This is a genomic window from Prevotella sp. RM4 (assembly GCF_000701965.1).
In the GTDB taxonomy this organism is placed as follows: domain Bacteria; phylum Bacteroidota; class Bacteroidia; order Bacteroidales; family Bacteroidaceae; genus Prevotella; species Prevotella ruminicola.
In genome coordinates this window covers 133,063-159,600 of the sequence record NZ_JNKG01000008.1, presented here as the reverse complement: position 1 = coordinate 159,600, position 26,538 = coordinate 133,063, and the positions used below count along the sequence as shown (strand labels likewise).

Sequence of the window (26,538 nt, the reverse complement as noted above, 5' to 3'; positions counted from 1 at the left end):
TGGCGAGGGTTCTTTTTGCTATTACTTAAAAATCTTCTGGGCGAACATGGTGAGATAAATACGCCAGTTGCGCCAGATGTGACCACCATCGGTCTCTACATACTCATACTTGTAACCCTTGCTATCCCAGTTGTTACGCAAGTCAACGGTGCTCTGATACAGGAAGTCGGTCTTACCCATACCCATCCAGTAGAGTTTGGGCTTGCTACCAAACAAGCGTGCCGACTGCTTGGCGAACTCAGGATCGTTGTTGATCTGATCGGCAAACGAAGCGCCAATCTGGCCCTTACCCCAATGCAGGCCAGCAGAGAAAAGACCAAAATAATCGAACTTGTTGGGATAGAGCAAACTTACATGGAAGGTGTGACCACCACCCATCGACAAACCGCAAATAGCACGACCAGCACGGGTCTTAACCGTACGGTAGTTTGCATCTACATAGTTTACGATATCCATAAAGCTCTCTGGTATAGATGCGGCAGCAGGTGCTGTAGGACCAGTACCTCCGTCGCGAAAGCCTGGAGTGTACATACCCCATGACCACTCGCCTGGAGCTGCCTGGCAGTTGGGATTACCGTTTGGCATCACAACAATCATTGGCTTAGCCTTACCAGTAGCAATCAGGTTATCAAGAATCTGTGCAGCACGTCCAAGTTCGCTCCACGCATTCTCATCACCGCCAGCACCATGAAGCAGATACAGCACAGGATACTTACCACCCTTATCATAACCAGCAGGGGTATAGATAGTCATACGACGCTGCATCTTCAGCGTTGGACTGTTGTACCAAACCTTCGACAGGTTGCCATGAGGCACCTCGTTTACCTTATACAAATCGCCTTTATCTCCCTTCTGGTCGCTTACAATAAAGATATTTGTAAACGAAACGATATCGCGATTTACATAGATGTTAGCGGGGTCCTTTACGCCAGTCATACCATCGATATTGAAGGTATAGCTGTACATCTCAGGAGCCAGTTTGTCTGTTGTGTAGCTCCACACGCCATTCTTTCCCTCCTTCAGTTCGGCCACGCCTGGTGCATCGTAGCTGCCGAATCCAGGCACCTCCACTTTCTGTGTTGGCAAAAAATCGCCAGTCACTTCAACTTTTACTGCTTTAGGGGCAAAGAGATTGAATGTTACGGTTCCGTCTTTGTTTACAACGGGGGATTGAACACTGGCACTATTGAAGAGTTTCTCCTGTGCCTGAGCGCCAACACAGCACATGGCTGCCAGCGCTAAAGTCATGATTTTTTTGTTCATACGATTGTTATATTACCTTTTTAATAAGTTAAGTTTCACATTGGGTTTCATCACATTATTAACCTTCTTGCTCCATGCCTTGACATTTGCTGAAGCCTTAGCTTCAATATCATTAGCCGAAGAACATATCAGGAAGTTGTAGCGACCTGCATCGGTTTTCCAAGCAGAAGCTTTCTCGTTGAACGATGCTAAGTCCTCTACCTTTACCAGCATGGTAACAGTCTCTGTCTGTCCAGGCTGCAGCAAACTTGTCTTAGCATAGTTGCGCAGTTCCTTTTCGGGTTTGTTCAGTTTCTTGCTGTTTGGTGCAGCCACAAAGAGCTCTACCACATTGCGTCCAGCCTTCTTACCGGTATTCTTTACATCAACCTTAACGGTGTAAACACCATTGGCTTCGCTCACGCTCATGTTCTCATAAGCAAAGGTTGTGTAGCTCAGTCCGAATCCGAAGGGATAAGCCACAGGCTTACCAAAGCTATCAAAGTAACGATAGCCTACGTAGATATCCTCTTCGTAGTTGGTAAAGTCGATATTGGCCTGTGGCTTACGCTCCTTAGGAGCCTGATCCTTATTATATCCCCACATAAACATAGCACCTAAGGTTTTATCATCAACATTAGCGGGGAAGTTCTTATCGGCATAAGCATCGCCGTATTTAATCTGGAAAGTCATAGGCAGCTTGCCGCTGGGGTTCACCTTGCCGCTCAGTACATCGGCCACAGCAAAACCACTCTCCTGACCGCCCTGCCATGTGCAAACCAGAGCATCAACCTGATTCTGCCAAGAAGCTACATCGATAGGACTACAGATATCCAGCAGTACAATCACCTGCTTACCCTTAGCATGATAAGCCTCGCACACAGCCTTGATAAGTTTGGCCTCGCCCTCTTTCAAGTAGAAGTCAGCCTCGCTGCGATCGGCAGCCTCACCACTCTTACGACCCAAAGATATGATAGCTACATCCGAACCGTCGATGGCAGCATTGAGTTCATCGGCAGTAAACTGCTTCTCATCGGCACGTGCAGGTGGCATGAGTGAGAATGGTGGACGACCATTGGGGAACAAACGCTTTTCCTCGGCAGCAATATGCTGGGTATAGGTACGGATTAATGGTTTGTAAACCTCATAACCGGCAGAACGCATACCCTCTACGAGCGATACGGTATAGTGACCAACTGAGGTGCCACCAAAACCAGAACCACCCGAAATCCAATCGTAGGATGTGCAACCGAACAAAGCCACACGCTTACCCATCAATGGCAGAATACCACTATTCTTAAGCAGTACGATACCATCGGCACCTACCTGACGAACTGTCTGGGCATGAGCTTTCAGATCGGGTTCATTGTTATACTTGTAACCTTTGAAGTTATGAGTCTTTATCACATATTCCAGAATGCGCTTAACATTGGCATCGAGCACCTCCATCGGCAGTTTTCCACTCTTAGCAGCCTCAAGGATAGCCTGATACTGCTTGTCCTGACCTGGCTGCAGCATATCGTTACCAGCAAGCATCGCAGCTACGGCATCGTCGCCAGCATTCCAGTCGCTCACAAACATACCCTTCCAGCCCCACTCATCGCGAACAATGGTAGTAAGCAGCTCACGGTTCTGTACAGCGTATGGACCATTCAGCTTATTATAAGAAGTCATAATAGTCCAAGGATCACTCTCCTTAACCATTATTTCAAAAGCCTTGAGATAAATCTCACGGAGCGCACGCTGCGACACCTGAGAGATATTGTTATTGCGGTTAGTTTCCTGATTGTTAGCTACAAAGTGTTTAGGACAGGCAGCTGTACCCTCGCTCTGCACGCCACGCACATAGCCTGCAGCGATGGTTCCTGAGAGATAAGGATCCTCAGAGTAATACTCATGGTTGCGTCCACACAATGGGTTACGGATAAGATTCATGGCAGGCGACAGAATCCAATCGAGTCCGAACTCACGCACCTCGTTACCAATACCCTGACCAACCATAAAGGCAGCCTCGCGATCCCAGGTAGAAGCCAACGTCATCGAAGCCACGAAATCTGTAGGATAGTAATCGTTATGATCCCAAGCACGAGTGGCATTCATGCGCAGGCCTTGCTGAGAGTCGGCACAATAGGTTTCGGGGATACCCAAACGAGCCACCGAGAATGTACTACCGGCTGTACCAGGGAATTTGGCCTCATCGTTAAAATGCATGCCACGCCCCAGTACCATGTGGCACTTTTCTTCGAGGGTCATTGCCTTTACAATCTCATCAATGTTTTCAGCCTTTAACTGCTGGGCAGTTGCATTAAGGCTGCAGCCACACATGGCAGCTACAGCCATTACAACCAAACAAATGTTATGAAACGAAATTTTCATTGTTTAATTTATATTTTTTAGTTATTATGAATTTGGTTTCTGGGTGCAAATATACGATAATATTTTGAAACTTGCGAGTGCAAAGGTAAACAATCTTTCAGAATGTTGCTTTCGATTGCGTACTTTTGTTTTTCACCTATGTTCAAATCAGTTACAACGTTTTCTGATTTGTTCAAAACCGTTCTGATTTGTTCAAAATGTATAATATTCGCAAAAATATTTGGCTGCTACAAATAAAGTATGTACCTTTGCAGCCGGAAAATTTATTTGACTTAGAATTTAGCTAATAGTAGAGTATGAAAAAGTACCTTTTGAATGTATCTGCAATCCTAACGATGGGATTGGCAGTTTCCTCATGCATGAAGGAGATGAACGTTGAAGTTCAGGAGCAGCAGGCCTCGCTCGACAATGCACAGCAATCACTTGGATTCTACATCCCCGCCAACCAGGACTGGGTGATGACCACTACCGCTACAGCCACCTTTAACGTAAAGGGACTGAGCGATACCAACGGCACCGTATATGTATTTTCAAATAGTCCACTGGCCGAGGGCTATGGCAGCATACTTGCCAGCGCACCGATGACAGGTACAACCACCACCATTAGCGGATTCCGCATTCCACAGTATATGACCAAAGCCTTTGTGGGCCTGCAAGAGAGCGATGGCAATATGATTTACAAGTGCGTTGACATCGAAGACGGTCAGATTAATGCAAGCTACGACTTCAGTACAACAGCCGAAGCCCGCACCAGAAGTATGGTCGACGAAATTGGCGACCCATTCCCATATTATTCTTCGAGCGAGGTGAATGCTAAGTACAAGACCAGTGCACCATCAACAGCAAAGACTACCTCACAAATCAACCCTAACGATCAGAATGCATATCAGTCGTATACTGAAATCAAATTAGAAAACGAAACTGCAGCCTACCACTTTTGGGGTGGAGCACGCGATATTTACATCTCAGGCGAGGTAACGCTTAACGTTGATGGATCAAATTCTATGAATCAGGCCCGCATCTATCTGCTGCCTAATTCTACCTTGCATTTCAACATGAGCAACTACATCAACGACCTTGAGATTTATGTTGCCAACAATGCCACACTTTATTACAACTACAGCATGCTGTACAAACAGACTGGTGGCGGTATCATTTTCAACCGTGGAACTCTGAATCTGCCTGAAAACTTCCAGGCCAATCAAAGCTCTATTATTTACAACGAAGGTACTATCAGCGGAACAAACATTACCAGCGCTCCTGGCGATGGCAAACCCTCATACTTCTATAATTTTGGCAGCCTGACTCTCTCTGGCAACTTCCAGCTTAACTCTTGTGCTAATTTCTATAATGAAGGCATAGTAAGCGTTGCCGGCCTGTCAGAATGCACCCAGGGAAGCAGTCAGATCTGGTGGATTAACAAAGGTCACTTTACCACCAAGCAATTTAAGATGATGGCTTGGAATAAAACCTATTATAACTATTGCCAACTGATTGTTGAAAACGACGCATATCTACACGACGGCCAGTTTAACCTGATGCCAGGTGGTTATATGGAAGCTACTACAGCCGACATTAACAATTTCCAGATTAACATGTACGGAAACACTGGATTAAACATCAACGGCGACAATACATGGAGCGGCCAGGGCGATGGCACTTATCAGGGTTTCAAAGCTACTGGCGAGAACAACTATGTACGTCTGGGTGGCACAACAACCGTGGAAGCTCATAGATACAGTTTAGTAACCGAAGGAAAGATCTTTATCGGCATTAAAAACCTTAATGACCTGGGCAAAGATAATAAATGGTATGGTCCGGATGTAGAATTCAGAGAGAACACAAAAGTTGTAGAATTCAGCGAGCTGAATCCAACCTATAATGCTACCGATTGCGGTGCCAGCTGGACCAGCAATCCACCTATTGCCCCAACACCTGTCGAGAATCAGACTTGGACATACGCCTTTGAGGACAACACCACCAAGTGCGACTTTGATATGAACGACGTGGTGATTCAGGTAAAGGAGAACAGTAGCAACTCTAATAAGTTAGATGTTACCCTGGTAGCTGCTGGTTGCGAATACGACAACTACGTATATTTAGGCGACACACGCATTAGTTGGCCCAATGGAGCCGAGGTACATGCTGCATTCGGCGCACCTAGCAGAACTATGGTAAATACTGGTCGCGGCCGCGGTGTGGATCTGCCTGCCGTAACAGTAACTATCGATAAGCCATCGGCCGACTTCGACTTCCAGAATGCCGACTTTAAGATCCGCCCATTCAAGATTGGTGCCAACCCTGATGATTTATCAAAGTCGGTTAGTAACGACCATATTGGCATTGTGAAAGAGGGTAACCCAAGCGGACTGGCTCAGGCACCTCTGGGCATTGCCATCCCCGACAAATGGAAGTGGCCAAAAGAGCGCATTAATATTACCAATGCTTACGAGGGTTTTATTGCGTGGGGTAAACAAGCAGATCTGACGCTAAGAGCCGAAACAGGTGGCTGGTATCAGAACCCAACTGCAGATATGGTTTACGACGAATAATTTTTCAAACTCTATTATAAGTCAAATTGAAAAAGGAGGGGTGTCCACGCGATGTGAACGCCCCTCCACCTTTTTGTCATTTTATGAAATAATCAATATACCATTGATGCATTGGTAAGATAGAGATACCAATCGAGGAACCGTGTGTGGTCCTCGGCCCACTCGCCAAAACTATGCCCTGTGGTAGTGTAAGCACCTATCATGGCTACTGCACCCGATTCCACACGCTTTCTATAGCCCATCTCATTGCCTTCAAGGGGGTAACGGAAATCGCCAGTAGGCACCATCAATGCCCAAGGCAGATCCTTAAACGATGCTACCGAATAATTGGCAAGCACCTTAGCCGACTTAAACTGCTCAACATGCGTTTCCCAGTTGCCACCATTATAATATGTAATAATAAATGGGTCGATATCGTTAAGCGTAAAGTTATCCAGGCGACTTATGGTATAATCATCGTTCTTAAACGTTACCACATAGCTAAGTGTACGGGTAGCACGGGTTTGATAAGTATCGGTATTATAGCTATCGCTATTAGGATCTATGACGTTATATTTCTTACGGATAAATAGTCCATAATCGGCGTCGAGGTTAAACGCCATAGCCCAGTGGGCATCGCAAAACAGGTTAAGCACAGCCTCCTGGTTACGTCCCTTCATCAGCAGCGAGTGAGCCACCGTTTTATCGCTAAAAATATCGCCAAACGGATAGAGTGTCTGGTCGTTAATGCCATCATTAAATGTTACACCCGTAGTGGTATAAACCGAATCGACAGTATCGTACGAATAACCCACCAGTCGGATACAGCCGGCAATCTGCTTAGCAGCGCCAACAGCCGAGAGTGTTACAGTTACTGTTATCTGGTTAACAGCGGTACGCTGCTGCGACACACGCAAAACCACATCGTTGTAATCATAATCGCCCGGCTCTGGGTAGTTCTCTTCAAACAAATAAGTATAGGTTTGAAGGGCAGATGTTACAGCCTTACCCGTAGTTGCACTTGTAAAATCAAATGTTTCAGTAGATGCCTGCGATGCGGGGAACGATGTAACCGTAAGATTGCCGCTGGCATCAACAATTGCTGCATAAAGCGTAGTAATCTGGTAAGGCACATCAACCGAGAGCACACCCGACTGATTGCCCGAAACGAATATCTGGTGCATCAGTTCGGCCTTACTACTGGTGAGTGGGTTTGCCGAATAGATACGCAGCTGCTGGTAGTTGCCCGACGGCACCTGGTAGCGATAGCTTTTAAATTCAGAAAGTTTCCACTCGTGCTGCTGGTCGACACTATCCACTGCCGAGAAATATTTTATCAGCTGGCGATGGGTTTCCACATCGTAAACATTCTTGCTGCATGAGGCTGCTCCAAGCATTACCATCGCACCTGCTATAAGTGTAATAATCAGACTTTTACGCATAATACTATCTGTTTTTGTGGCCAAAATTACAAAAATATCTCTATCAACAGTGCATATTTCTGTAATATTTACAGATTTTAACCATCAAACAGATACAAACAATCGAAAAAAATGGTATCTTTGCACCGAAAATCGAAACAGTTACGTAACAATTTATTAAAGTCTGCGATATGAAGAAGTATTTGATAACAGGAGCATTGGCTCTGGTTGGCATGGTATTTAATACCAGTTGCCAAAACGACATGGAAAACTACAGCAGCCCGGAAGAAGCAAAGAAGGCTATATTTGCCGAGAATTTTGAAAAATTCTACGGCACTCCCAATCCCAACCAGGACTGGGGATTTGCCGATGCCAGTTTGGCAAGCGTAACAGCCACTACGCGTGCCCACAATGTTAATGGAAACTTATGGTATCAAAACTGGCAACGTCCTGTTAATGTTACTTCCGACGAAGCAACGAAAGTATTGACAGCATTTAGCGTAAAACGCGAAAACCAAACAAATGCTATTACCATTAATTGGAAAAACTACTGGGTACACCAAGTACACCAGAGCAACAACTCGTACTATGATGGCTACGGCCATAACACTGGTGATATACATACAAAGATGAACAAAATTATTGCCTATAACACCAGTGGTAATAGTAATTATTACGAGCATGTAAACAACTTTAATGATGGCAACAACACCACTGTTTATACCGATGATGAAACCCATCAGGAATATATTGGTACTACCCTGATGCTTAATATGGGTACCAGCGCATCGGCCAACAACCAGTTTGGATATCATAACACCATAGATAGCAAAGACCACTTTGAATACTTTATCATTGCTGGCGCAGATATAGATGCATCGCTGGCTGGATACTATTACGTAGGCTTCGACTTCTGTGCATCGCACCCAGCCGGACAAGAGGCTAATAAAAACATGGACGTAGCCCGCGACTGGATTTATAACGATTGGATTGTAAGAATCAGCCCTGCAACCCCTGTTGGTTCGGGCGGCTCTACTGGCGGCAACATTAATCAAAATACAAGCAGTACCGAGGTTTACACCAAGCAGCATGTTTTAGTGCACAAGTGGGTGTTCTGCGAGGACTTAGGTAGCTCATCAAACAGAAGAGACTTCGACTATAACGACTTGGTATTCGATGCAAGAATTGTTGACGAATATAAGATTATAAAGAATGCCGATGGCACAGAAAGCGCATACTCGGCCGACCCCACCCACCGCTACTATGCAAAGCTTACACCACTTGCAGGAGGAGGCGAATATGAAGTGTGGTTCAACCAAAGCAATCAGCCTATTCACAGTCTGTTTGTGCCAAGTACAGCAAATAATGTGCTGATTAATACCTGCAATTCCAGTCTCGACTATGCCACTCCGCACACCGAGGGTCTTGCAGCACAAACCATCATTTACACATTTAACTCTAGAAGCCAGGCAAGCCTTAGCAATATTAACATTTTTGTGCGCTCATCTACAGCCACTTACGAGCTTACTGCCAATACGGGCGAAGCACCTCATAAGATTTGTGTGCCCCCCGGAACCCGTTGGCCTTACGAGCGCACAGATATTACAGAAGCCTATAGCGGCTTTACATCGTATGTTGAAAACAGAGTTGACCCATGGAACGATGGTGTTGATGAGAAGCTGTATCCGCTGAATAATGTGCCCGATAGTCTGAAGACCGATCAGTACAACCAGTACACATATATTAAGGATACCCAGAACAGCTCATCGAGCACCACCTATGATGTTACACCATCGAGCAGCGAAACTACCATTTGGACTGGCAACAACGACTTTATTAGTTGGGATGGTGCTTATGCTGTGGAAATCCCAGCCAGCAGCTTCTCTGAGGTTGGTGCCGGAACTGTTATCCGATTCTATGGTGTGGCCAGTGGATACTTCCAGGTAAAAGCTACTTATGGCAACACTTGGGACGCATCCAACCTAGGTGATAGCAGATGGAGCGATGGTTGTGTTTATAGTAACTCAAGCCTAAGCAGCTATTTCGAGTTGACACTGAATGCCACAACCGCAGCGAACTTCAAGGCAAATGGTATGCGCCTTTGGGGTACAGACCTCAAACTGCTCCGCGTAACGTACGATAATACAAACAAGAGTAATAGCAGTTCATCAGGTGGCTCAAGTAGCGAAGGAACAGCAATTTGGACAGGACCAGTTGACTTTGGATGGAGCAACAAGATTTCACTCCCCTTGGACGCATTTATGAATAAGGGTGTAAAAGGTGGCAGCATCATACGCTTCTATGTAGAAAGTACTGCAACTAACTACAATAGCAATGAAAATGAATGGGAATTCACAATCTTTACTGGTTATGAGCAAGGCTGGACAATGGCAAATAGCTATAGAAACGGCTCAAATACCGACATCAGTAAGGGATACTTCGATTATATACTGACTTCTGACGATGCTCAGGTTTTGGCTATGGAAAAGAACTTAGGTTGGACTCCAGGTTCAAGCTTGCAGGTTCAAGGCCAGAAATTCAAACTGAATAAGATAACCCTTATTCCATAATAATTGGATTTTTCAAAATAAAAATAAGACTTTAATAAATGTTTGGGAGGGCGTCTGCGGGAGCAGATGCTCTCTTTTGTATTTATTGGCTATAATACTTGTTTATATCAGAAAAATATCTTATCTTTGCACGCTGTTATGGTACTTAATTGGATTTGGATAGGATTCTTTATCATCGCATTCGTGATTGCCGTGATAAAACTGGTGTTCTGGGGAGATTTTGATGTATTCCCAGCCATGATGGATTCAACGTTCTCATCGTCTAAGACTGCTTTCGAAATATCGTTAGGCCTAACGGGCGTATTGTCGCTGTGGCTGGGTATTATGAAGATAGGCGAAAAGGGCGGCGTGGTAAACGTGCTGGCCAAGTTGCTGAGTCCTGTTTTTACCAAGCTGTTTCCCGACATCCCCAAGGGCCATCCTGTAACGGGCAGCATTTTTATGAATATTGCTGCCAACATGCTTGGATTGGACAATGCAGCCACGCCCTTAGGTCTTAAGGCCATGGAGCAGCTTCAGGATCTGAACCAGAAAAAGGATACAGCCAGCAATCCGATGATTATGTTCCTGGTACTGAACACCAGCGGACTTACACTCATACCAATATCTATCCTGGTGTATCGTGCCCAGATGGGTGCTGCACAGCCCACAGATATTTTTATTCCTATCTTGCTGGCCACGTTCTTCTCTACGTTGTCAGGTATCATCATCACCAGCTTTTTCCAGAAGATCAATCTGCTCAATAAAACCATGCTGCTTACCCTTGGCGGTGCAGCTCTGGTGGTAGCCACAGTTATCTGGGGCTTCGGACAGATGGACTCGATATTGATGAACAAAGTGAGCACCAGCGCCGCTAACATTATGCTGATGCTGATTATCATCGCCTTTATACTGGCAGGCGTTCGCAAGAAGATTAATGTGTACGATGCGTTTATCGAGGGTGCCAAAGAGGGCTTTACTACTGCCGTACGCATCATCCCCTACCTGGTAGCCATTCTGGTGGGCATCGGTGTGTTCCGTGCCTCAGGTGCGATGGACATGCTGATTGATGGCGTGAAATATGGTGTAGAGGCCTGCGGAGGTAATACCGATTTTGTAGGCGCGCTGCCTACTGCGCTGATGAAACCGCTGAGTGGCAGCGGCGCCCGCGGCATGATGGTTGATGCGATGACCACCTATGGTGCCGACTCGTTTGTAGGCCGACTGAGCTGTATTTTCCAGGGCTCTACCGATACCACATTCTATATTCTTGCAGTTTATTTTGGTAGCGTAGGCATTGTAAAAACACGTCACGCTGTGACATGCGGACTGTTAGCCGACTTGGCTGGCATCATCGCTGCCATCGCAATAGCATACTTGTTCTTCGGATAAGAATTAAAGAATTGAGAGATTGAAGTTATGGCAAATCTGAAATCATTAGTAAAAGACACGGCCATCTACGGCCTTTCGAGCATTGTAGGTAGATTCTTGAACTACCTGATGGTGCCACTCTATACTTACACACTGAAGAGTTGTGCCGATTACGGCATCTACAACGATATCTATGCCCAAACAGCGTTGTTGATGGTGCTGCTTACGTTTGGTATGGAAACCACCTTCTTCCGCTTTATGAATAAGGAAGAAGGCGACAAGATGCGTGTGTACAGCACGGCACTGATGATGGTTGGCGGCGTGTGCCTCACGTTTGCTGCACTGGTACTGCTGTTTATCAACCCCATCGCCAGTGTGCTCGACTATCCCAACCACAAGTGGTACGTAGGTATGATGTTTGTAACCGTGGCTCAGGATGCCTTCCAGGCCATCCCCTTTGCCTATCTGCGCTACAAGCATCGCCCCATTAAGTTTGCATCGCTCAAGCTGTTGTTTATCTTCATGAGCGTTACGCTTAACGTGGTGGCTTACTGGCTGATGCCGCAAATCAACCCCGAGTGGCAGATACACATCGGTTATGCCTTTGCCATCAACCTGCTGTGTACCACTATTATATCGTTCTGCCTCATCAGCGAGCTGGTGGGCTTTAAATGGCAGTTCGATAGCCAGAAGTGCAAGCAGATGCTTAGCTACTCGTGGCCCTTGCTGGTGCTGGGTATTGCAGGCATACTGAACCAGGTGGCCGGACAGATACTGCTGCCACGTATCCTCGACTCTGAAGAGGGTCGCCATCAGTTAGGTATCTATGGTGCCTGCATCAAAATAGCAATGATAATGGCCCTGATTACACAGGCCTTCCGTTTTGCCTACGAGCCCATCGTGTTCGGTTCGGCCAAGGAAAAGAACAGCAAGGAGCTGTATGCCAAGTCGATGAAGTTCTTCGTAATATTCACGCTGCTGGCATTCCTGTGTGTCATGGGTTATATCGATATCTTCAAGTACCTGGTAGGCGATAAGTTCCGCGAGGGTTTGGGCATTGTGCCGATAGTGATGATGGCCGAGATATTTATGGGCGTGTACTTCAACCTGTCGTTCTGGTACAAGCTTATCGACAAGACCATCTATGGTGCATGGTTCTCGCTGGCAGGTTGCGCTGTGCTGTTTGGCGTTAACGTTATCTTCATCCCCCAGATAGGCTACTGGGCCTGCGCTTGGGGCGGACTGGCAGGTTATGGCACAGCAATGGTGCTGAGCTATATCGTTGGTCAGAAACAGAATCCTATCCCCTATCCCGTCAAGGATATCGCCTTCTACTTTTTTGCTGCAGTTTTTCTGGCAGCCATCATGCACTTTCACAAAGAGTATTTCCAGCTTGAATTGGGTGCGTTGCCTTTCAACACCATGTGTATCGTGCTATTCGTTGTACAAATCATCCGCAGAGATTTGCCCCTGAGCAGCCTGCCCGTTATCGGAAAGAAATTCAAGAAAACAAAATAAATATATGAAAAAGTTACTTTTTACTTTACTTGCTGCATGCAGCCTTACAAGCGTTAAGGCCGACGAAGGCATGTGGACACTTTACAACCTGCCCAATGCCGTTTACGAAACCATGAAGCAGGAGAACTTTGAGTTGCCTTACAGCGCACTGTACTACGGCGACGATGCCGTAAAAAACTGCGTGGTTAACTTTGGTGGATTCTGCTCGGGTGTAGTCGTTTCGCCCGATGGACTGGTGTTTACCAACCACCACTGTGGTTTCGAGGCCATCCGCTCGCACTCTACCGTTGAGCACGATTACATGCTGAACGGCTTTGTGGCAAACTCTTACGAAGAGGAGCTGCCCAACGAGGGCCTGTTTGTAAGCTTTATGATTGAGCAGAAGGATGTAACAGCCTATCTCGACTCATTAGGACTTAACAACCTGGCACAAAGCAAGCGCGCCCAGTTTGTTGATTCTGTAGAAAACGCTATGAGCAAGGCCATCCGCCAGCAGGATTCCACCCTGCGTGTAGAGCTGAAGCCTTTCTACGAGGGCAACCGCTATTTCCTTACTACCTATCGCGACTATGAGGATGTTCGCCTGGTGTTCGCCCTGCCCAAATCGATGGGTAAGTTTGGTGGCGAGACCGACAACTGGATGTGGCCCCGACAGACGTGCGACTTCTCGGTTTTCCGCATCTATGTTGATCCAAAAACCGGCGGTCCTGCCAAGTACTCAAAGGATAACGTGCCTTACCACCCAAAGAAGTGGGCCCCCGTATCGCTGCAGGGCTACGTGCCAGGTTCGTTCTCTATGACCATCGGCTATCCTGGCTCTACCAACCGCTATCTGTCGAGCTATGGTATCCGCGAGCGTCGCGATGCCGAAAATGAGCCACGCTATAAAACCCGTGAGATTAAGCAGGACATCATGATCCGCCACATGCGTGCCGACGAGGCTGTACGTATCAAGTACGACTCTAAGTACGCCCAGAGCTCAAACTACTGGAAGAACTCTATCGGTATGAACAAGTGTATCGACTCTATCGGACTGATTAAGCAGAAGGCCGAGTTCGAACAGAAGATACGCTGCTGGCAGGATTCTACGGGATTCCTGAAGGGCAAACTCGACTTCGACCTTCTGGAGCGCCTGTACGCTAAGCAGTTCAAGGCCATTAAGGCACTTACCTACTTTAGCGAGACCTTTGGCGGCCGTAGCGCCGACGAGCTTACACGCCGTGCTTATCGTGCCCAGAACGGCTCTACCGTTAAGGGCGATGAGAATAAGCCCAAGAGCCAGTACATAGAGTTCGAAGACAACAGCAACGAGTGGGACGAGGCTACCGACAAGGAGATTCAGGCTGCAGCCATGGCATTCTATCGCACTCAGGTTGAGGAGAAATACCTGCCCGACTTCTATCAGGTAGTTGATCGCGACTTTGGCGGCAACTATCAGAAGTATATCGACTATCTGTTCAAGAAGTCGCAGCTGATGAAGCACGGCAAGAAAATCTATATCAACAAGAAGAGCTTCCGTAAGGATCCTGGTGTGGCCTTTGGCGAGAGCCTTAACAACACCATAAGCGACATTATAGCCGAGGCTACCGAGGTTTACGATTCTATCGCCGTGCAGGAGCGCTACCTGTGTGCTGCCAAGCTGCGCATGGAGGAGGATATGCCAAACTACAGCGATGCCAACTTCACCATGCGCCTCTCGTACGGTCAGGTAGGCGAGTACCTGTTGGCCGGCAAGCCCTCAGGCTACTACACCACAGCCGAGAGCATTGTTGAGAAGATGAACCGCGGCGAGCAGGGCGTTATCGACTACGAGGCCGAGCCTATCATGAAGGAGCTGCTCTCTAAGAAGGATTTTGGTAAATATACCGATAAAACCACAGGTAAGATGCACCTGTGCTTCCTGTCGAACAACGACATCACCGGTGGTAACTCAGGTTCGCCTATGTTCAACGGCAAGGGCGAGCTCATCGGCCTGGCCTTTGATGGCAACTGGGACAGCCTTTCTTCGGATATCTTCTTCGACAAGCAGCTGGCCCGCTGCATCGGCGTTGATATCCGCTACGTGCTGTACATGATGGAAAGCTGGGGCAAAGCCGACCGCCTGATTAAAGAGATTGGTGCCAAGTAAATATTAGCACTTACAATGATAAAAAGCCAGTGTGGACTACCTGATGGTAATCCACACTGCTTCTTTTCGAGCCTTGGCTTCGATGCCGGCCTATAGACTATAAATAAAAAACGTTAGCAGATGCTATGTCCCATCGCCTGCAAAAGCGCGAATTTTTTCCCAACTTGGGAATGTTTTGTTCCCAACCTGGGAACGTTTCATTCCCAACGTGGGAAATCGGCTTTGCCGCTTCGCTTGTCGAAGAACATTATGCTCCCATAAATGGGAATGTATAATATTTAGACGTTTTGCAAACAGGCGCTTGGAATATGAAAAACTATTTGTACTTTTGCAGCCGGAATTAACAAAACAGATAGTAGAAAAAAATGAAGAAACTGCAATTACTTAACAACCTTGCCTTAGCTGCAAGTTGTCTGATTTTTACATCGTGCGCCATCGTTCGCGGCTACAAGGCCGACGGCGCAGCCGGACCTACATCCTACAGCTTTGAGCATCACGTGCACGATACGATTGCCAACGGCCCAACCGCATTCAGCTTTCCTTACGCCAAGCAGCAGGCCGAATGGATAGACACCCTGCACTTTTTTACGCAACCACCCGCCTACAAAAAGCCAAGAACGCTATGGCAGGCACTCGACGGCAAGACCGATACACAGGGCGTGCTGATTATACAGAACGACAGCATCATCTACGAAAAATGCGTAGGCGATATCACTACCGACAGACTGGCTACGGTGTTCTCGGTTTCAAAATCCATCACATCGCTGCTTTGCGGCATTGCGGTTGACGAGGGCTATATTAAAAGCGTCGACGACCCTGTAACCGACTATCTGCCAGAGCTGAAAAAGAAGAATAAAATGTGGCAGAAACTAACCATCCGACACTTGCTTGACATGCGTAGCGGACTTGACTTTGACGACACCTACTCGCTACGACTGAAGGACCTGAAACGCCTGAACGCCATGGCCAAGCTTAACTATGGCAAAAACGTAATGAAGCAGATTCGCGGTTTGAAATTCGAGAACGAACCGGGAACCAAGCACAAATACGAGAGTATGACCACACAGATACTGGGCGTAGTTATACAGCGCGCCACAGGCCAAAGCTATACCAGCTACCTGAGCGAGAAGGTATGGAAGCCACTACAGATGGAATCGCCTGCCATCGTAAACATCGATAGCAAGAAACACCGCATGGCCCATGCCTTTGGCGGCATCAGCACCAGCATGAAAGATATAGCCAAGATAGGTCGACTGTATCTGAACAAGGGCGTGTGGAACGGCAAACGTATTGTGAGCGAGGAGTGGATCAGGCAATCAACCGATTACAATACCGATAACGAAGGCTACCACTTTAACTGGTACAACACGAGCTGGATGACCGAAAAGCCCGAATACCCCGGATTCTACGCTCACGGCATACGTGCACAGGTGCTGTATGTAAACCCATACAAGAACCTCATCATGGTACGCTTTGGCAAGCGCGACGACACCTACGCCTTTATACCTTACATGTTTGAGTTGCTTAGCAACTGCAAAGAGTTTTGATATCGTCTAAGCTGTTAGCCACTTTGATGTACTGGTGCCAATCGCCGCGAATCATGCCGCGGGCCTGCAGATCGTCCATCAGGGCTATCAGCTGATCCCAGAAGCCTTTCATGTTATATAGGATGACGGGCTTGTGGTGATAGCCGATGGTGGCCGATGCGGCAACAGTAAACACCTCGTCGAGCGTGCCGATGCCGCCTGGCAGGGCGATAAACACATCGCTCTGGTCCATCATCAGCTGCTTGCGGTCGGTCAGGTTATCGCAAGGTATCTCTATCTCTACGTAATCGCTGGTGCGTCCCGTTTCTTCTACCTTGGTAGGCACCACACCGATGGTACGGCCGCCAGCCGTTTTGGCAGCCTTGGCCACACACTCCATCAGGCCCTGGTTAACACCGCCATACACGATGCTATGACCACTCTCAGCAGCCCACTTGCCAAGCTCGGCAGTTAGCGTAAAAAACTCGGCATCAATCTGCTCGTTGGCAGAACAAAACACACATATTTTCATAATGCTTGCAAAATTACAAATTATTTTGTATCTTTGCAAACGATTATAGACAATTAAACAAAATTATTATGCGAAAACTATTTTTATCATTGGCAATGATTACAGGCATTGCAACGAGCTGGGCACAGCAGAAGCTGGTGCTTTACTACTCAGAGAATGGTACAACCAAGACCGTAGCCGAGGAAATCCAGAAACAACTGGGTGCTGACATCGAAGCCGTAGAGGCTGTTGAGCCTTATACAGGCGATTTTCAGGCTACCATCCAGCGTGGCAACAAGGAGCGAGCTAACGGCCAGTGGCCAGCTATCAAGCCCCTTAAAAAGGATATGAGTAAGTACGATGTTATCTTTTTAGGATACCCCATCTGGTTTGGCACCTATGCCAATCCGATAGTAACCCTGCTGAACGGGCAGGATTTTGCAGGTAAGACAATTGTGCCCTTCTGCACCTTTGGCAGCGGCGGACTGAACACATCATCGGCCGACCTGAAAAAGGCACTGCCCAAAGCCAAGATTGCCCAGGGCTATGGCGTACGTACAGCCCGCGTGGCTAAAGCAGCCAAGGAGCTGGACCGTTTTCTGACAGAGAACGGCTACAAGAAGGGCGCAGTAAAAGCCCTGCCAGCCTATACAGCACAGAAGCCCGTAACCGATGCCGAGAAGGCGCTGTTTGATGCAGCCTGCTCGAGCTATCAGTTCCCTCTCGGCACACCTCAGACAGTAGGTAAGCGCGAAACGCCCGATGGCACCGACTATAAGTTCAGCGTAAAAACACGCGGCCAGAACGGCGAAGAGGCCACCGCTACCATCTACGTAACCGTAGAAAAGGGCGGCAAGCCAGAATTTACAGAAGTAGTAAGATAAATTTATTTAATGAAGACATTTGAAGAATTAGGCGTTTGCGAGCAGATTCGCAAAGCCATCGAAGAGTTAGGGTTTGTACATCCGATGCCTGTACAAGAGGCGGTAATACCATACCTGCTGGGCAACGAAAACGATGTGATAGCCCTGGCCCAGACTGGTACCGGAAAAACAGCAGCGTTCGGCATTCCATTGCTTGAGCGCATCGACACAACACAGCGCTACACACAGGCACTGGTGCTCTCGCCAACACGTGAGCTGTGCCTGCAGATAGCCGACGACCTGCGCGACTTTGCCAAATATATGGATGGCGTGCACGTAGAGGCCGTGTATGGTGGCGCTGCCATCGAGCCGCAGATGCGTGCTCTGAAAAAGGGTGTTGAGATTATCGTGGCCACACCAGGCCGACTGGTTGACCTGATGCATCGCGGCATTGCCCGCCTGGAGCAGGTAACTAACATTGTGCTCGACGAGGCTGATGAGATGCTGAATATGGGCTTCTCAGACAGTATCAACGAGATATTCGAGTCGCTCTCGGCCGATCATCACACGCTGATGTTCTCGGCCACCATGAGCAAAGAGGTGGAGCGTGTAGCTAAGAAGTATCTGCACGACTACAAAGAGATAGTTGTGGGCAGCCGCAACGAGGGCGCCGAGAGCGTAAACCACATTTACTATATGGTGAACGCCAAGGATAAATATCTGGCGCTGAAACGTATCGTTGACTTCTATCCACGCATCTTTGCCATTATCTTCTGTCGCACCAAGGTAGAGACACAAGAGGTGGCCGACAAGCTGATTAAAGACGGCTACAATGCCGAATCGCTGCATGGCGACCTGAACCAGCAGCAGCGCGACCAGACGATGCAGAAGTTCCGCAACCACCTGACGCAGCTGCTGGTAGCTACCGATGTGGCTGCACGCGGACTTGACGTTGACGACTTGACGCACGTGATTAACTTCGGACTGCCTGATGACATCGAGAGCTATACCCACCGCTCAGGTCGTACAGGCCGTGCGGGCAAGAAAGGTACATCTATCTCGATTGTACACAGTCGCGAAAAGTTCAAGATCCGTAACATCGAGAAGATTATCTGCAAGGAGTTTGTAAAGGCCGAGATTCCATCGGCCGAAGAGATCTGCAAAAAGCAGCTCTATAAGGTGATGGACCAGATTGTTAAGACCGACGTTGACGATGAGGAGATTGCCCCATTCATGCAGGATATCAACCGCTACTTCGAGTATATCGACAAGGACGAGCTGATTAAGAAGATTGTATCGCTTGAGTTTGGTAAGTTCCTGGCCTACTATGCCGACGCACCAGAGATTGAGCCTGTGGTGCCTGAAAAGAAGGACCGACGCCAGCAGAGTGACAAACAGAAGTTGCAGAACAAGCCGCAGAAGGGTTACCGCCGACTGTTTATCAACCTTGGTAAGCGCAACGGTTTCTACCCAGGCGAGCTGATGCAGACGCTGAACCGATTTGTGGGCGGACGCCAGGAGGTGGGTCATATCGACCTGCTGGATAGCATATCGTACTTTGAGGTGCCCGAAAAGGATGCCAAGAAGGTAATGCTGCAGCTGACAGGTATCCGCTACAAGGGTCAGACGGTGCGTTGCAACGACGCCGACGACGCCAGCAAGGGCGGCGAGCGACAGGGCAAGGGCGGCGAGCGTTCAGCCAAGCCCAAGCATCAGAAGAAAGATAACTGGCGCGAGCTGATGGGCAAGGCACCACGCGAATTGAAAGGCAAGGAACCCGACTTTAGCGAAGAAGGCTGGGCCATGCGCAAGCCACGAAAGAAAAAGAAATAATTAGGCTGATAGTATTAGGCACGGATTAACACGGCTTTTTTTATAAAAAAACACGGCTTTAGCATTGCAACTATAGCCGTGTTTTTAATTTATTAAAGCCGTGTTAATCCGTGCCCAAAAAACTATTCCATTGCTTCAAGCTCAGAAAGGTATTCTGTTTTTTTGCGTTCGCCAAAGGCGGTATCAACGCTGTTATTAATGCTACCGCACACATTGGCAGCAAACTGCTGAGCCTCGGCTATCACCTTATCCCAGATGGCCGCATCAACGCCCTCGTGCAGCATATCACGTGTAACGCCATACTTCAGCAGTCCGTACACAAAGCCGGCATTAAAGTTATCGCCTGCGCCAATGGTACTAACCGTTTGTGTGGCTGCTACAGGATACTGCTTGGCCAAGCCACCCTGCGCACGGAACTCGATAGGCTGGGCACCCTGCGTATAGATAAAGTTCTTGCAGTAGAAATCTATCTGCGAACGGTACACGCTATCGGCCCCCGTCTTGTTATACATATTCTCAAAATCCTCCGAGCTGCCTTTGATGATATCGGCCAACTCAAAGTTCTCAAGGATATTAGCCGTAACCTTCACCAGATCCTTGAGATGCGACGCACGATAGTTTACATCGTAGTAAAGTATGGCGCCCTGCTCGTGTGCATACTGCAGGAATGCCAGCATCTGTGGACGGATAACAGGGTTGATGGCATAGAACGAGCCAAACATCACCACATCGTTAGGCTGGATATCGGGCGTGATAAACTCCAGGCGGTCGTGGGGATGATCCTTATAAAAGATATACTCGGCATCGTTGTTCTCGTTCAGAAATGCCAGAGATACGGGCGATTTAGCCTCGGGATACACGCTGATGTTCGAGGCATCAACATGATTATCCTCCAGGAAACTGATGATGCGACGCCCCACACGGTCGTTGCCCGTTTCGCTGATAAAAGCCGCATCTACGCCGCTACGACCAAGCGATATCAGTCCGTTGAACATCGAACCGCCAGGCACAGCACCAATAGGCTGATCGTCGCGGAAGATGATGTCCAGTATAGTTTCTCCTATTCCTATTACTTTTCTCATAGTCTCATAAAAAATCGGCACTGCTTTCGCAATGCCGATCCTGTCTATATTGCTAAATGAATTAGTCAGCAACGAGTGTGAAGCGCTGGAAGGCAACGATCTTAAGATCCTTGTCCTGCTTAGCGAGCCACTGAGCAACAGTAGCCTTGTCGCCGTCGCCGAACTGGAACTCCTGGTCAACCAGGCAGTTCTCCTTCTTGAACTTCTCAACACGACCCTTAGCGATACCCTCAATCATTGGCATCTTCAGGTTAGCCTCGCCCTCAACCTTTGCATCAGCAATGATCTTGCGAGCCTCGTCGGCCTGCTCCTGTGTGAGCCAGCCCTTAGACATGTTGCTCTCGATGTGATCCTCAGAATCAACCAGGTTGGGGTTCAAACCAGCCTTCTTGAGCTTCATATCAACGAACTTCTGAACCTGCTCGAGCTTTGACTTCTCAACAGCAGTCTTGTACTCCTCGTCGAGAATCTTTGGATCGATGCTCTGAGCGTCGAGAGCTACTGGCTTCATAGCAGCAACCTGCATAGCTACCAGGTGACCCTGCTCGGCAGCGGGCTTGTTGGTCTGAACCATGGTGCAGAGAGTGTTCTTTGCCATGTGGTTGTAGATCTCAATGTTCTCACCCTCGAGAGTCAGGTAGCCATCCAGCTCCATCTTCTCACCGGTGATACCAGAGCGCTGAGTAACTGCGTCCTGAACCTTCTGACCGTCAGCCAGAGTAAGCTCCTTAACAGCCTCAATATCCTTAGCCTTAGCAGCAATAGCAGCGTCGAGGATGCTCTGAGTAAGAGCAATGAAATCGGCACCGTTAGCAACGAAGTCGGTCTCACACTTCAGGGCGATCATAGCAGCGAAGCCATCAACGCTCTTAACGAGTACACAACCATTAGATGTCTCACGGTCGCTACGCTTAGCAGCAATAGCGAGGCCACGCTCACGCAGGAGCTCCTTAGCCTTGTCGAAGTCGCCCTCAGCCTCGGTCAGAGCCTTCTTTACGTCAGCCAGACCAGCGCCAGTCATTGCGCGAAGCTTCTTGATATCATCAATTGAAATAGCCATTATCTTTTAATTTTTTAATTTTTACATTATTACATTTTACTCAGCAGCAGCCTCAGCCTTTGGCTCAGCATCCTTGCGAGCCTTGCGTGGAGCACGCTTAGCCTTAGGCTCCTCGCCCTCAGCCTGAGCATCAGCAGCCTTCTCGTCGGCCTTCTCTACCTTACGCTCCTCGATACCCTCGGCGATAGCGGTGCAGCAGGCATTCAGGATAGCCTCTACAGAGTCCTTAGCATCGTCGTTAGCAGGGATAACGAAGTCGATATTGTTAGGATCAGAGTTAGTATCAACGATACCGAATACGGGGATACCCAGACGGTTAGCCTCGCGAACGGCAATGTTCTCCTTCATTACATCAACTACGAAGAGTGCGCTTGGCAGACGAGTCAGATCGGCGATAGAACCCAGGTTCTTCTCGAGCTTAGCACGCTGACGTGTGATCTGCAGCAGCTCACGCTTTGAGAGGTTTGAGTAGGTTCCATCCTGCATCAGACGGTCGATGTTCGCCATTTTCTTAACGGCCTTACGGATTGTGGGGAAGTTTGTGAGCATACCACCTGGCCAACGCTCGATAACGTATGGCATGTTGATGCTTGCAGCCTTCTCAGCAACCACTTCCTTTGTCTGTTTTTTAGTAGCGACGAACAGGATTTTCTTGCCACTCTTGGCAATCTGCTTCAGGGCCTCAGCAGCCTCGTCAACCTTGGCTACTGTCTTATGCAGGTCGATGATGTGAATACCGTTACGCTCTGTGTAAATATAAGGAGCCATAGCGGGGTTCCACTTACGCTTCAGGTGACCGAAATGACAGCCAGCCTGCAGCAACTGATCAAAATTTGTTCTTGACATTTTCTTACTTCTTTTAAATTGTTTACTTTCTTTTTAATTCTTCTTAGAATCAGCCCGACGGTAGTCCAAAGGAATCCAGCGGGTTTAGATACTAAACTTGCGCTAAGTTCTTCAGCGGGATTAACGCTTACTGAACTGGAAGCGACGACGTGCCTTTGGACGACCTGGCTTCTTACGCTCAACCTCACGGCTATCACGTGTCATGAAACCTGCATCCTTCAGCTTCTTCTTATCCTCTTCGTTGATCTTCACCAGAGCGCGGGCAATTGCGAGACGCAGAGCCTGACTCTGACCTGTGAAACCACCTCCGTCGAGGTTTGCCTTGATGTCATACTTCTCAGCTACTTCGAGCAGTGCGAGTGGCTGCTTAACCACATACTGCAGGATAGCTGATGGGAAATATACCTCTAAATCTTTCTTGTTGATCGTAATCTTACCAGTACCCTCTGTTACGTATACACGGGCTACAGAGCTCTTACGACGACCTATTGCGTTAATTACTTCCATCTTTCCTTATTATTTATACTGGTTAATATCAATAGTCTTTGGCTGCTGAGCGGCATGTGGATGCTCGGTACCCTCATAGATGAAGAGGTTGTTCAGCAGGCTGCGGCCCAGAGGACCCTTTGGCAGCATACCCTTAACGGCGTGACGCAGCATCTTGTCAACACCACCGTTCTTCTTGCGAAGCTCAGCAGGAGTATTGAAGCGCTGACCACCAGGATAACCTGTGTAGCGGGTATAAACCTTATCGGTCTCTTTCTTACCAGTGAAAACTACCTTATCGGCGTTGATAAGGATTACATTGTCACCACAGTCAACGTGTGGAGTGAAAGTTGGCTTGTACTTTCCGCGGATCAGCTTAGCTACCTTTGAAGCGAGACGACCAACAACCTGGTCTGTGGCATCGATTACCACCCACTCCTTCTTTGCTGTTTCCTTGTTTACAGAAAGTGTCTTGTAACTCAAAGTGTTCATTTTTAAATTTACTACTAAAAAACAGTTTAACTTATAATTAAATATGTACGCGCATAAACTCACTCCCAGGGTCTAACTCCCGGTTGTCAGTCTAACGTCGCAAGAAACGCTGATTCACGAACCGCCATGCCCGGCCAAAGACACCGCTATTCACACAACATTTCACGGGGATTCTAAGTCTCTCCCCTAAATCGGTGTGCAAAGGTACTAACTATTTTTATTATATAAGGTACGCGCAAAAGAAAAAAGCGTCAAATTTAGACAAATTTAACGCTTTTCTTTATTTTTAAGATTTCTTTCTTAGAAATCCATGTTATCTAACGAGTCGCTGAAGTCCTTTGGCTGTTCCTCTTTTGGAGCCTCAGTCTGCTGCTGCTCAGGACGTGGGCGGCGCTCACCATGACGCTCACCGTTGCGACGATCGCCACGGTCGGGACGACGGTCACGACGCTCGCCATTACGCTCTGGGCGCTCACGACGCTCACCACGAGCAGGACGCTCAACATAATCGGCAGGCTTCTCAATCAGTACACGATGAGAGAGCTTGTACTTACCTGTCTTAGGATCAATCTCCAGGAGCTTAACCTGAATGTGGTCGCCCTCCTTGATACCAGCCTCTTCAACGGTCTCAAGGCGCTTCCAGTCGATCTCGCTGATGTGCAACAGACCGTCCTTACCAGGCATAATCTCAACGAAGCATCCGTAAGGCATGATAGAACGAACCACACCGTCGTAAACCTCGCCTACCTCAGGAATAGCTACGATAGCCTTAATCTTACCGATAGCGGCATCGATGCTCTCCTTGTTAGGAGCTGATACCTGGACCTTACCTACACCGTCAACCTCGTCGATAGTGATAGTAGCACCAGTATCCTCCTGCATCTGCTGGATAATCTTACCACCAGGGCCGATTACAGCACCGATGAACTCCTTAGGAATCTCCATCTGAACGATGCGAGGAACCTGAGGCTTCATCTCAGCACGTGGCTCAGCAATAGTATCGGTCAGACACTTCAGGATGTGCTCACGACCGGCCTTAGCCTGCATCAGAGCCTTCTCGAGAATGTCGAAGCTCAAACCATCACACTTGATATCCATCTGAGTAGCGGTCAGACCATCCTTTGTACCGGTGGTCTTGAAGTCCATATCACCCAGGTGGTCCTCGTCGCCGAGGATATCGCTCAATACAGCGTACTTATCTTCTCCAGGATTCTTGATCAGACCCATGGCGATACCCGAAACAGGCTTCTTCATAGGAACACCGGCATCCATCAGGGCGAGTGTACCAGCACATACGGTAGCCATAGATGAAGAACCGTTAGACTCAAGAATCTGGCTTACCAGACGAACTGTGTAAGGGAAGTCCTCAGGAATCTGGCCCTTCAGTCCACGCCATGCCAGGTGACCGTGACCAATCTCACGACGACCTACGCCACGCTGGGCCTTGGCCTCACCAGTACAGAATGGAGGGAAGTTATAGTGCAGCAAGAAGCGCTGATAACCGTGCTCAAGCACATCGTCAACCATCTTCTCATCGAGCTTAGTACCCAGAGTACAGGTAGAAAGCGACTGTGTCTCACCACGAGTAAAGATTGAACTTCCGTGAGGCATTGGCAGAGGCGAAACCTCGCACCAGATAGGACGGATCTCGTCGGTCTTACGACCATCGAGACGGATACCCTCGTCGAGGATACAACGGCGCATAGCGTCGCGCTCAACGTCATGATAGTAACGATCCATCATGGCATACTTCTCTTCCATCTCATCCTCAGTCAGGTCGGCATGCTCAGCAGCATACTTCTCCTTGAAGTCTGTCAGGATCTTCTCGAAGGCATCAGCACGGTCCTGCTTGGGCAGAGCCTGCTTGGTAACATCGTAAGCGGGCTGATACAGCTCCTTGTTCATACGCTCACGCAGCTCCTCATCGTTCACCTCGTGGTCGTACTCACGCTTAACATCCTTACCAAGTTCCTTTGAGAGTTCAGCCTGAAGCTCACACATTGGCTTGATAGCAGCCATAGCAGCCTTCAGAGCGCCGATCATATCCTGTTCTGACACCTCTTTCATCTCTCCCTCTACCATCATAATGTTCTCGGCCGATGCACCAACCATGATGTCCATATCGGCATCCTTCATCTGCTCGAAGGTAGGATCGATAACATACTCACCGTTGACACGGGCTACGCGAACCTCACTGATGGGGCACTCGAATGGGATATCCGAGCAAGCCAGAGCAGCCGAAGCAGCAAAACCTGCAAGGGCGTCGGGCTGATCAACACCATCGGCTGAGAGCAGCATTACATTCACAAATACCTCAGCGTGATAGTTCGAAGGGAAGAGTGGACGAAGAACACGGTCCACCAGTCGTGATGTCAGGATTTCGTTGTCGCTGGCTTTGCCTTCGCGCTTGGTAAATCCACCGGGGAAACGTCCGGCTGCGCTGTACTGTTCACGATAATCTACCTGCAAAGGCATAAAATCTGTTCCGGGAACTGCATCTTTTGCGGCACAAACAGTGGCGAGCAATACGGTGTTGTTCATACGCAGAACAACAGAGCCGTCGGTCTGTTTTGCCACTTTCCCGGTTTCAATGGTGATGGTACGTCCATCAGCCAATTGAAGGGTCTTTGTAATTACGTTCATCTTAATAAAACATCTAAAATATAAAAAACAGCCGCAAAGATACACATAATTATATTAATA

The 26,538-nt window shown here is 48.2% G+C and carries 18 protein-coding genes; 8 read left to right on the top strand and 10 right to left on the bottom strand.

The annotated features are described in order from the left end of the window. Nucleotides 1-21 precede the first annotated feature (21 nt). Both T499_RS0106785 and T499_RS0106780 read right to left on the bottom strand, forming a co-directional pair. Nucleotides 22-1,263: an esterase gene (locus T499_RS0106785; RefSeq protein ID WP_033150333.1), complete on the bottom strand. Its 1,242-nt coding sequence runs from the start codon at nucleotides 1,261-1,263 to the stop codon at nucleotides 22-24. 12 nt (nucleotides 1,264-1,275) lie between these two features. Beyond that, nucleotides 1,276-3,618 carry a beta-glucosidase gene (locus tag T499_RS0106780; RefSeq protein ID WP_033150332.1) on the bottom strand — a complete coding sequence of 781 codons (2,343 nt, stop codon included), beginning with the start codon at nucleotides 3,616-3,618 and terminating at the stop codon, nucleotides 1,276-1,278. Nucleotides 3,619-3,914: 296 nt separating this feature from the next. Between T499_RS0106780 and T499_RS0106775 the strand changes: the two genes are divergently transcribed. Next, nucleotides 3,915-6,170 carry a DUF4842 domain-containing protein gene (locus tag T499_RS0106775; RefSeq protein WP_084162944.1) on the top strand — a complete coding sequence of 752 codons (2,256 nt, stop codon included), beginning with the start codon at nucleotides 3,915-3,917 and terminating at the stop codon, nucleotides 6,168-6,170. A 92-nt stretch (nucleotides 6,171-6,262) separates the two neighbouring features. Here T499_RS0106775 and T499_RS0106770 read toward each other — a convergent pair whose 3' ends face one another. Further along, the gene (locus T499_RS0106770) at nucleotides 6,263-7,591 is read right to left on the bottom strand and encodes an LruC domain-containing protein (protein WP_033150330.1); all 1,329 of its coding nucleotides are present in this window, start codon (nucleotides 7,589-7,591) and stop codon (nucleotides 6,263-6,265) included. 170 nt (nucleotides 7,592-7,761) lie between these two features. Between T499_RS0106770 and T499_RS0106765 the strand changes: the two genes are divergently transcribed. From T499_RS0106765 to T499_RS0106745, 5 genes are all read left to right on the top strand, one after another. Next, entirely contained in the window at nucleotides 7,762-10,140 is a 2,379-nt protein-coding gene (locus tag T499_RS0106765; protein WP_033150329.1) for a hypothetical protein, read from the top strand. A 138-nt stretch (nucleotides 10,141-10,278) separates the two neighbouring features. Beyond that, entirely contained in the window at nucleotides 10,279-11,511 is a 1,233-nt protein-coding gene (locus T499_RS0106760) for a nucleoside recognition domain-containing protein (RefSeq protein WP_033150328.1), read from the top strand. A 27-nt stretch (nucleotides 11,512-11,538) separates the two neighbouring features. Continuing rightward, a complete protein-coding gene (locus T499_RS0106755) occupies nucleotides 11,539-13,008 on the top strand; it encodes a lipopolysaccharide biosynthesis protein (protein WP_033150327.1) in 1,470 nt (489 codons plus the stop codon). Between the two features lie 4 nt (nucleotides 13,009-13,012). Next, complete coding sequence (locus T499_RS0106750) at nucleotides 13,013-15,136, top strand: S46 family peptidase (protein WP_033150326.1); 2,124 nt, start codon at nucleotides 13,013-13,015, stop codon at nucleotides 15,134-15,136. Between the two features lie 365 nt (nucleotides 15,137-15,501). Beyond that, a complete protein-coding gene (locus T499_RS0106745; protein ID WP_052173507.1) occupies nucleotides 15,502-16,683 on the top strand; it encodes a serine hydrolase domain-containing protein in 1,182 nt (393 codons plus the stop codon). On the opposite strand, the gene T499_RS0106740 is transcribed toward T499_RS0106745, so the two are convergent. Next, complete coding sequence (locus T499_RS0106740) at nucleotides 16,661-17,194, bottom strand: LOG family protein (protein ID WP_013064753.1); 534 nt, start codon at nucleotides 17,192-17,194, stop codon at nucleotides 16,661-16,663. The genes T499_RS0106745 and T499_RS0106740 overlap by 23 nt on opposite strands. A 68-nt stretch (nucleotides 17,195-17,262) precedes the next feature. Here T499_RS0106740 and T499_RS0106735 point away from each other — a divergent pair, with 68 nt between their 5' ends. After that, a complete protein-coding gene (locus T499_RS0106735; RefSeq protein ID WP_232221070.1) occupies nucleotides 17,263-18,057 on the top strand; it encodes a flavodoxin in 795 nt (264 codons plus the stop codon). Nucleotides 18,058-18,066: 9 nt separating this feature from the next. Continuing rightward, nucleotides 18,067-19,869, top strand: coding sequence for a DEAD/DEAH box helicase (locus tag T499_RS0106730; RefSeq protein WP_033150325.1), 1,803 nt, complete (start codon nucleotides 18,067-18,069; stop codon nucleotides 19,867-19,869). Between the two features lie 122 nt (nucleotides 19,870-19,991). Here the strand turns inward: T499_RS0106730 and T499_RS0106725 are convergent, their stop codons facing one another. From T499_RS0106725 to pnp, 6 genes are all read right to left on the bottom strand, one after another. After that, a complete protein-coding gene (locus tag T499_RS0106725) occupies nucleotides 19,992-20,951 on the bottom strand; it encodes a carbohydrate kinase family protein (protein ID WP_033150324.1) in 960 nt (319 codons plus the stop codon). Between the two features lie 61 nt (nucleotides 20,952-21,012). Next, complete coding sequence (tsf, locus tag T499_RS0106720) at nucleotides 21,013-22,011, bottom strand: translation elongation factor Ts (RefSeq protein ID WP_013064482.1); 999 nt, start codon at nucleotides 22,009-22,011, stop codon at nucleotides 21,013-21,015. A 36-nt stretch (nucleotides 22,012-22,047) separates the two neighbouring features. Beyond that, the gene (rpsB, locus tag T499_RS0106715; protein WP_013065523.1) at nucleotides 22,048-22,857 is read right to left on the bottom strand and encodes a 30S ribosomal protein S2; all 810 of its coding nucleotides are present in this window, start codon (nucleotides 22,855-22,857) and stop codon (nucleotides 22,048-22,050) included. 120 nt (nucleotides 22,858-22,977) lie between these two features. Next, on the bottom strand, nucleotides 22,978-23,364 hold the full coding sequence (gene rpsI / locus T499_RS0106710; protein WP_013063558.1) for a 30S ribosomal protein S9: 387 nt from the start codon (nucleotides 23,362-23,364) through the stop codon (nucleotides 22,978-22,980). A 9-nt stretch (nucleotides 23,365-23,373) separates the two neighbouring features. Continuing rightward, nucleotides 23,374-23,835, bottom strand: a complete 462-nt coding sequence (gene rplM, locus T499_RS0106705; RefSeq protein ID WP_013063360.1) for a 50S ribosomal protein L13 — start codon at nucleotides 23,833-23,835, stop codon at nucleotides 23,374-23,376. Between the two features lie 300 nt (nucleotides 23,836-24,135). Beyond that, on the bottom strand, nucleotides 24,136-26,478 hold the full coding sequence (gene pnp, locus T499_RS0106700; RefSeq protein WP_033150323.1) for a polyribonucleotide nucleotidyltransferase: 2,343 nt from the start codon (nucleotides 26,476-26,478) through the stop codon (nucleotides 24,136-24,138). Nucleotides 26,479-26,538 lie beyond the last annotated feature (60 nt).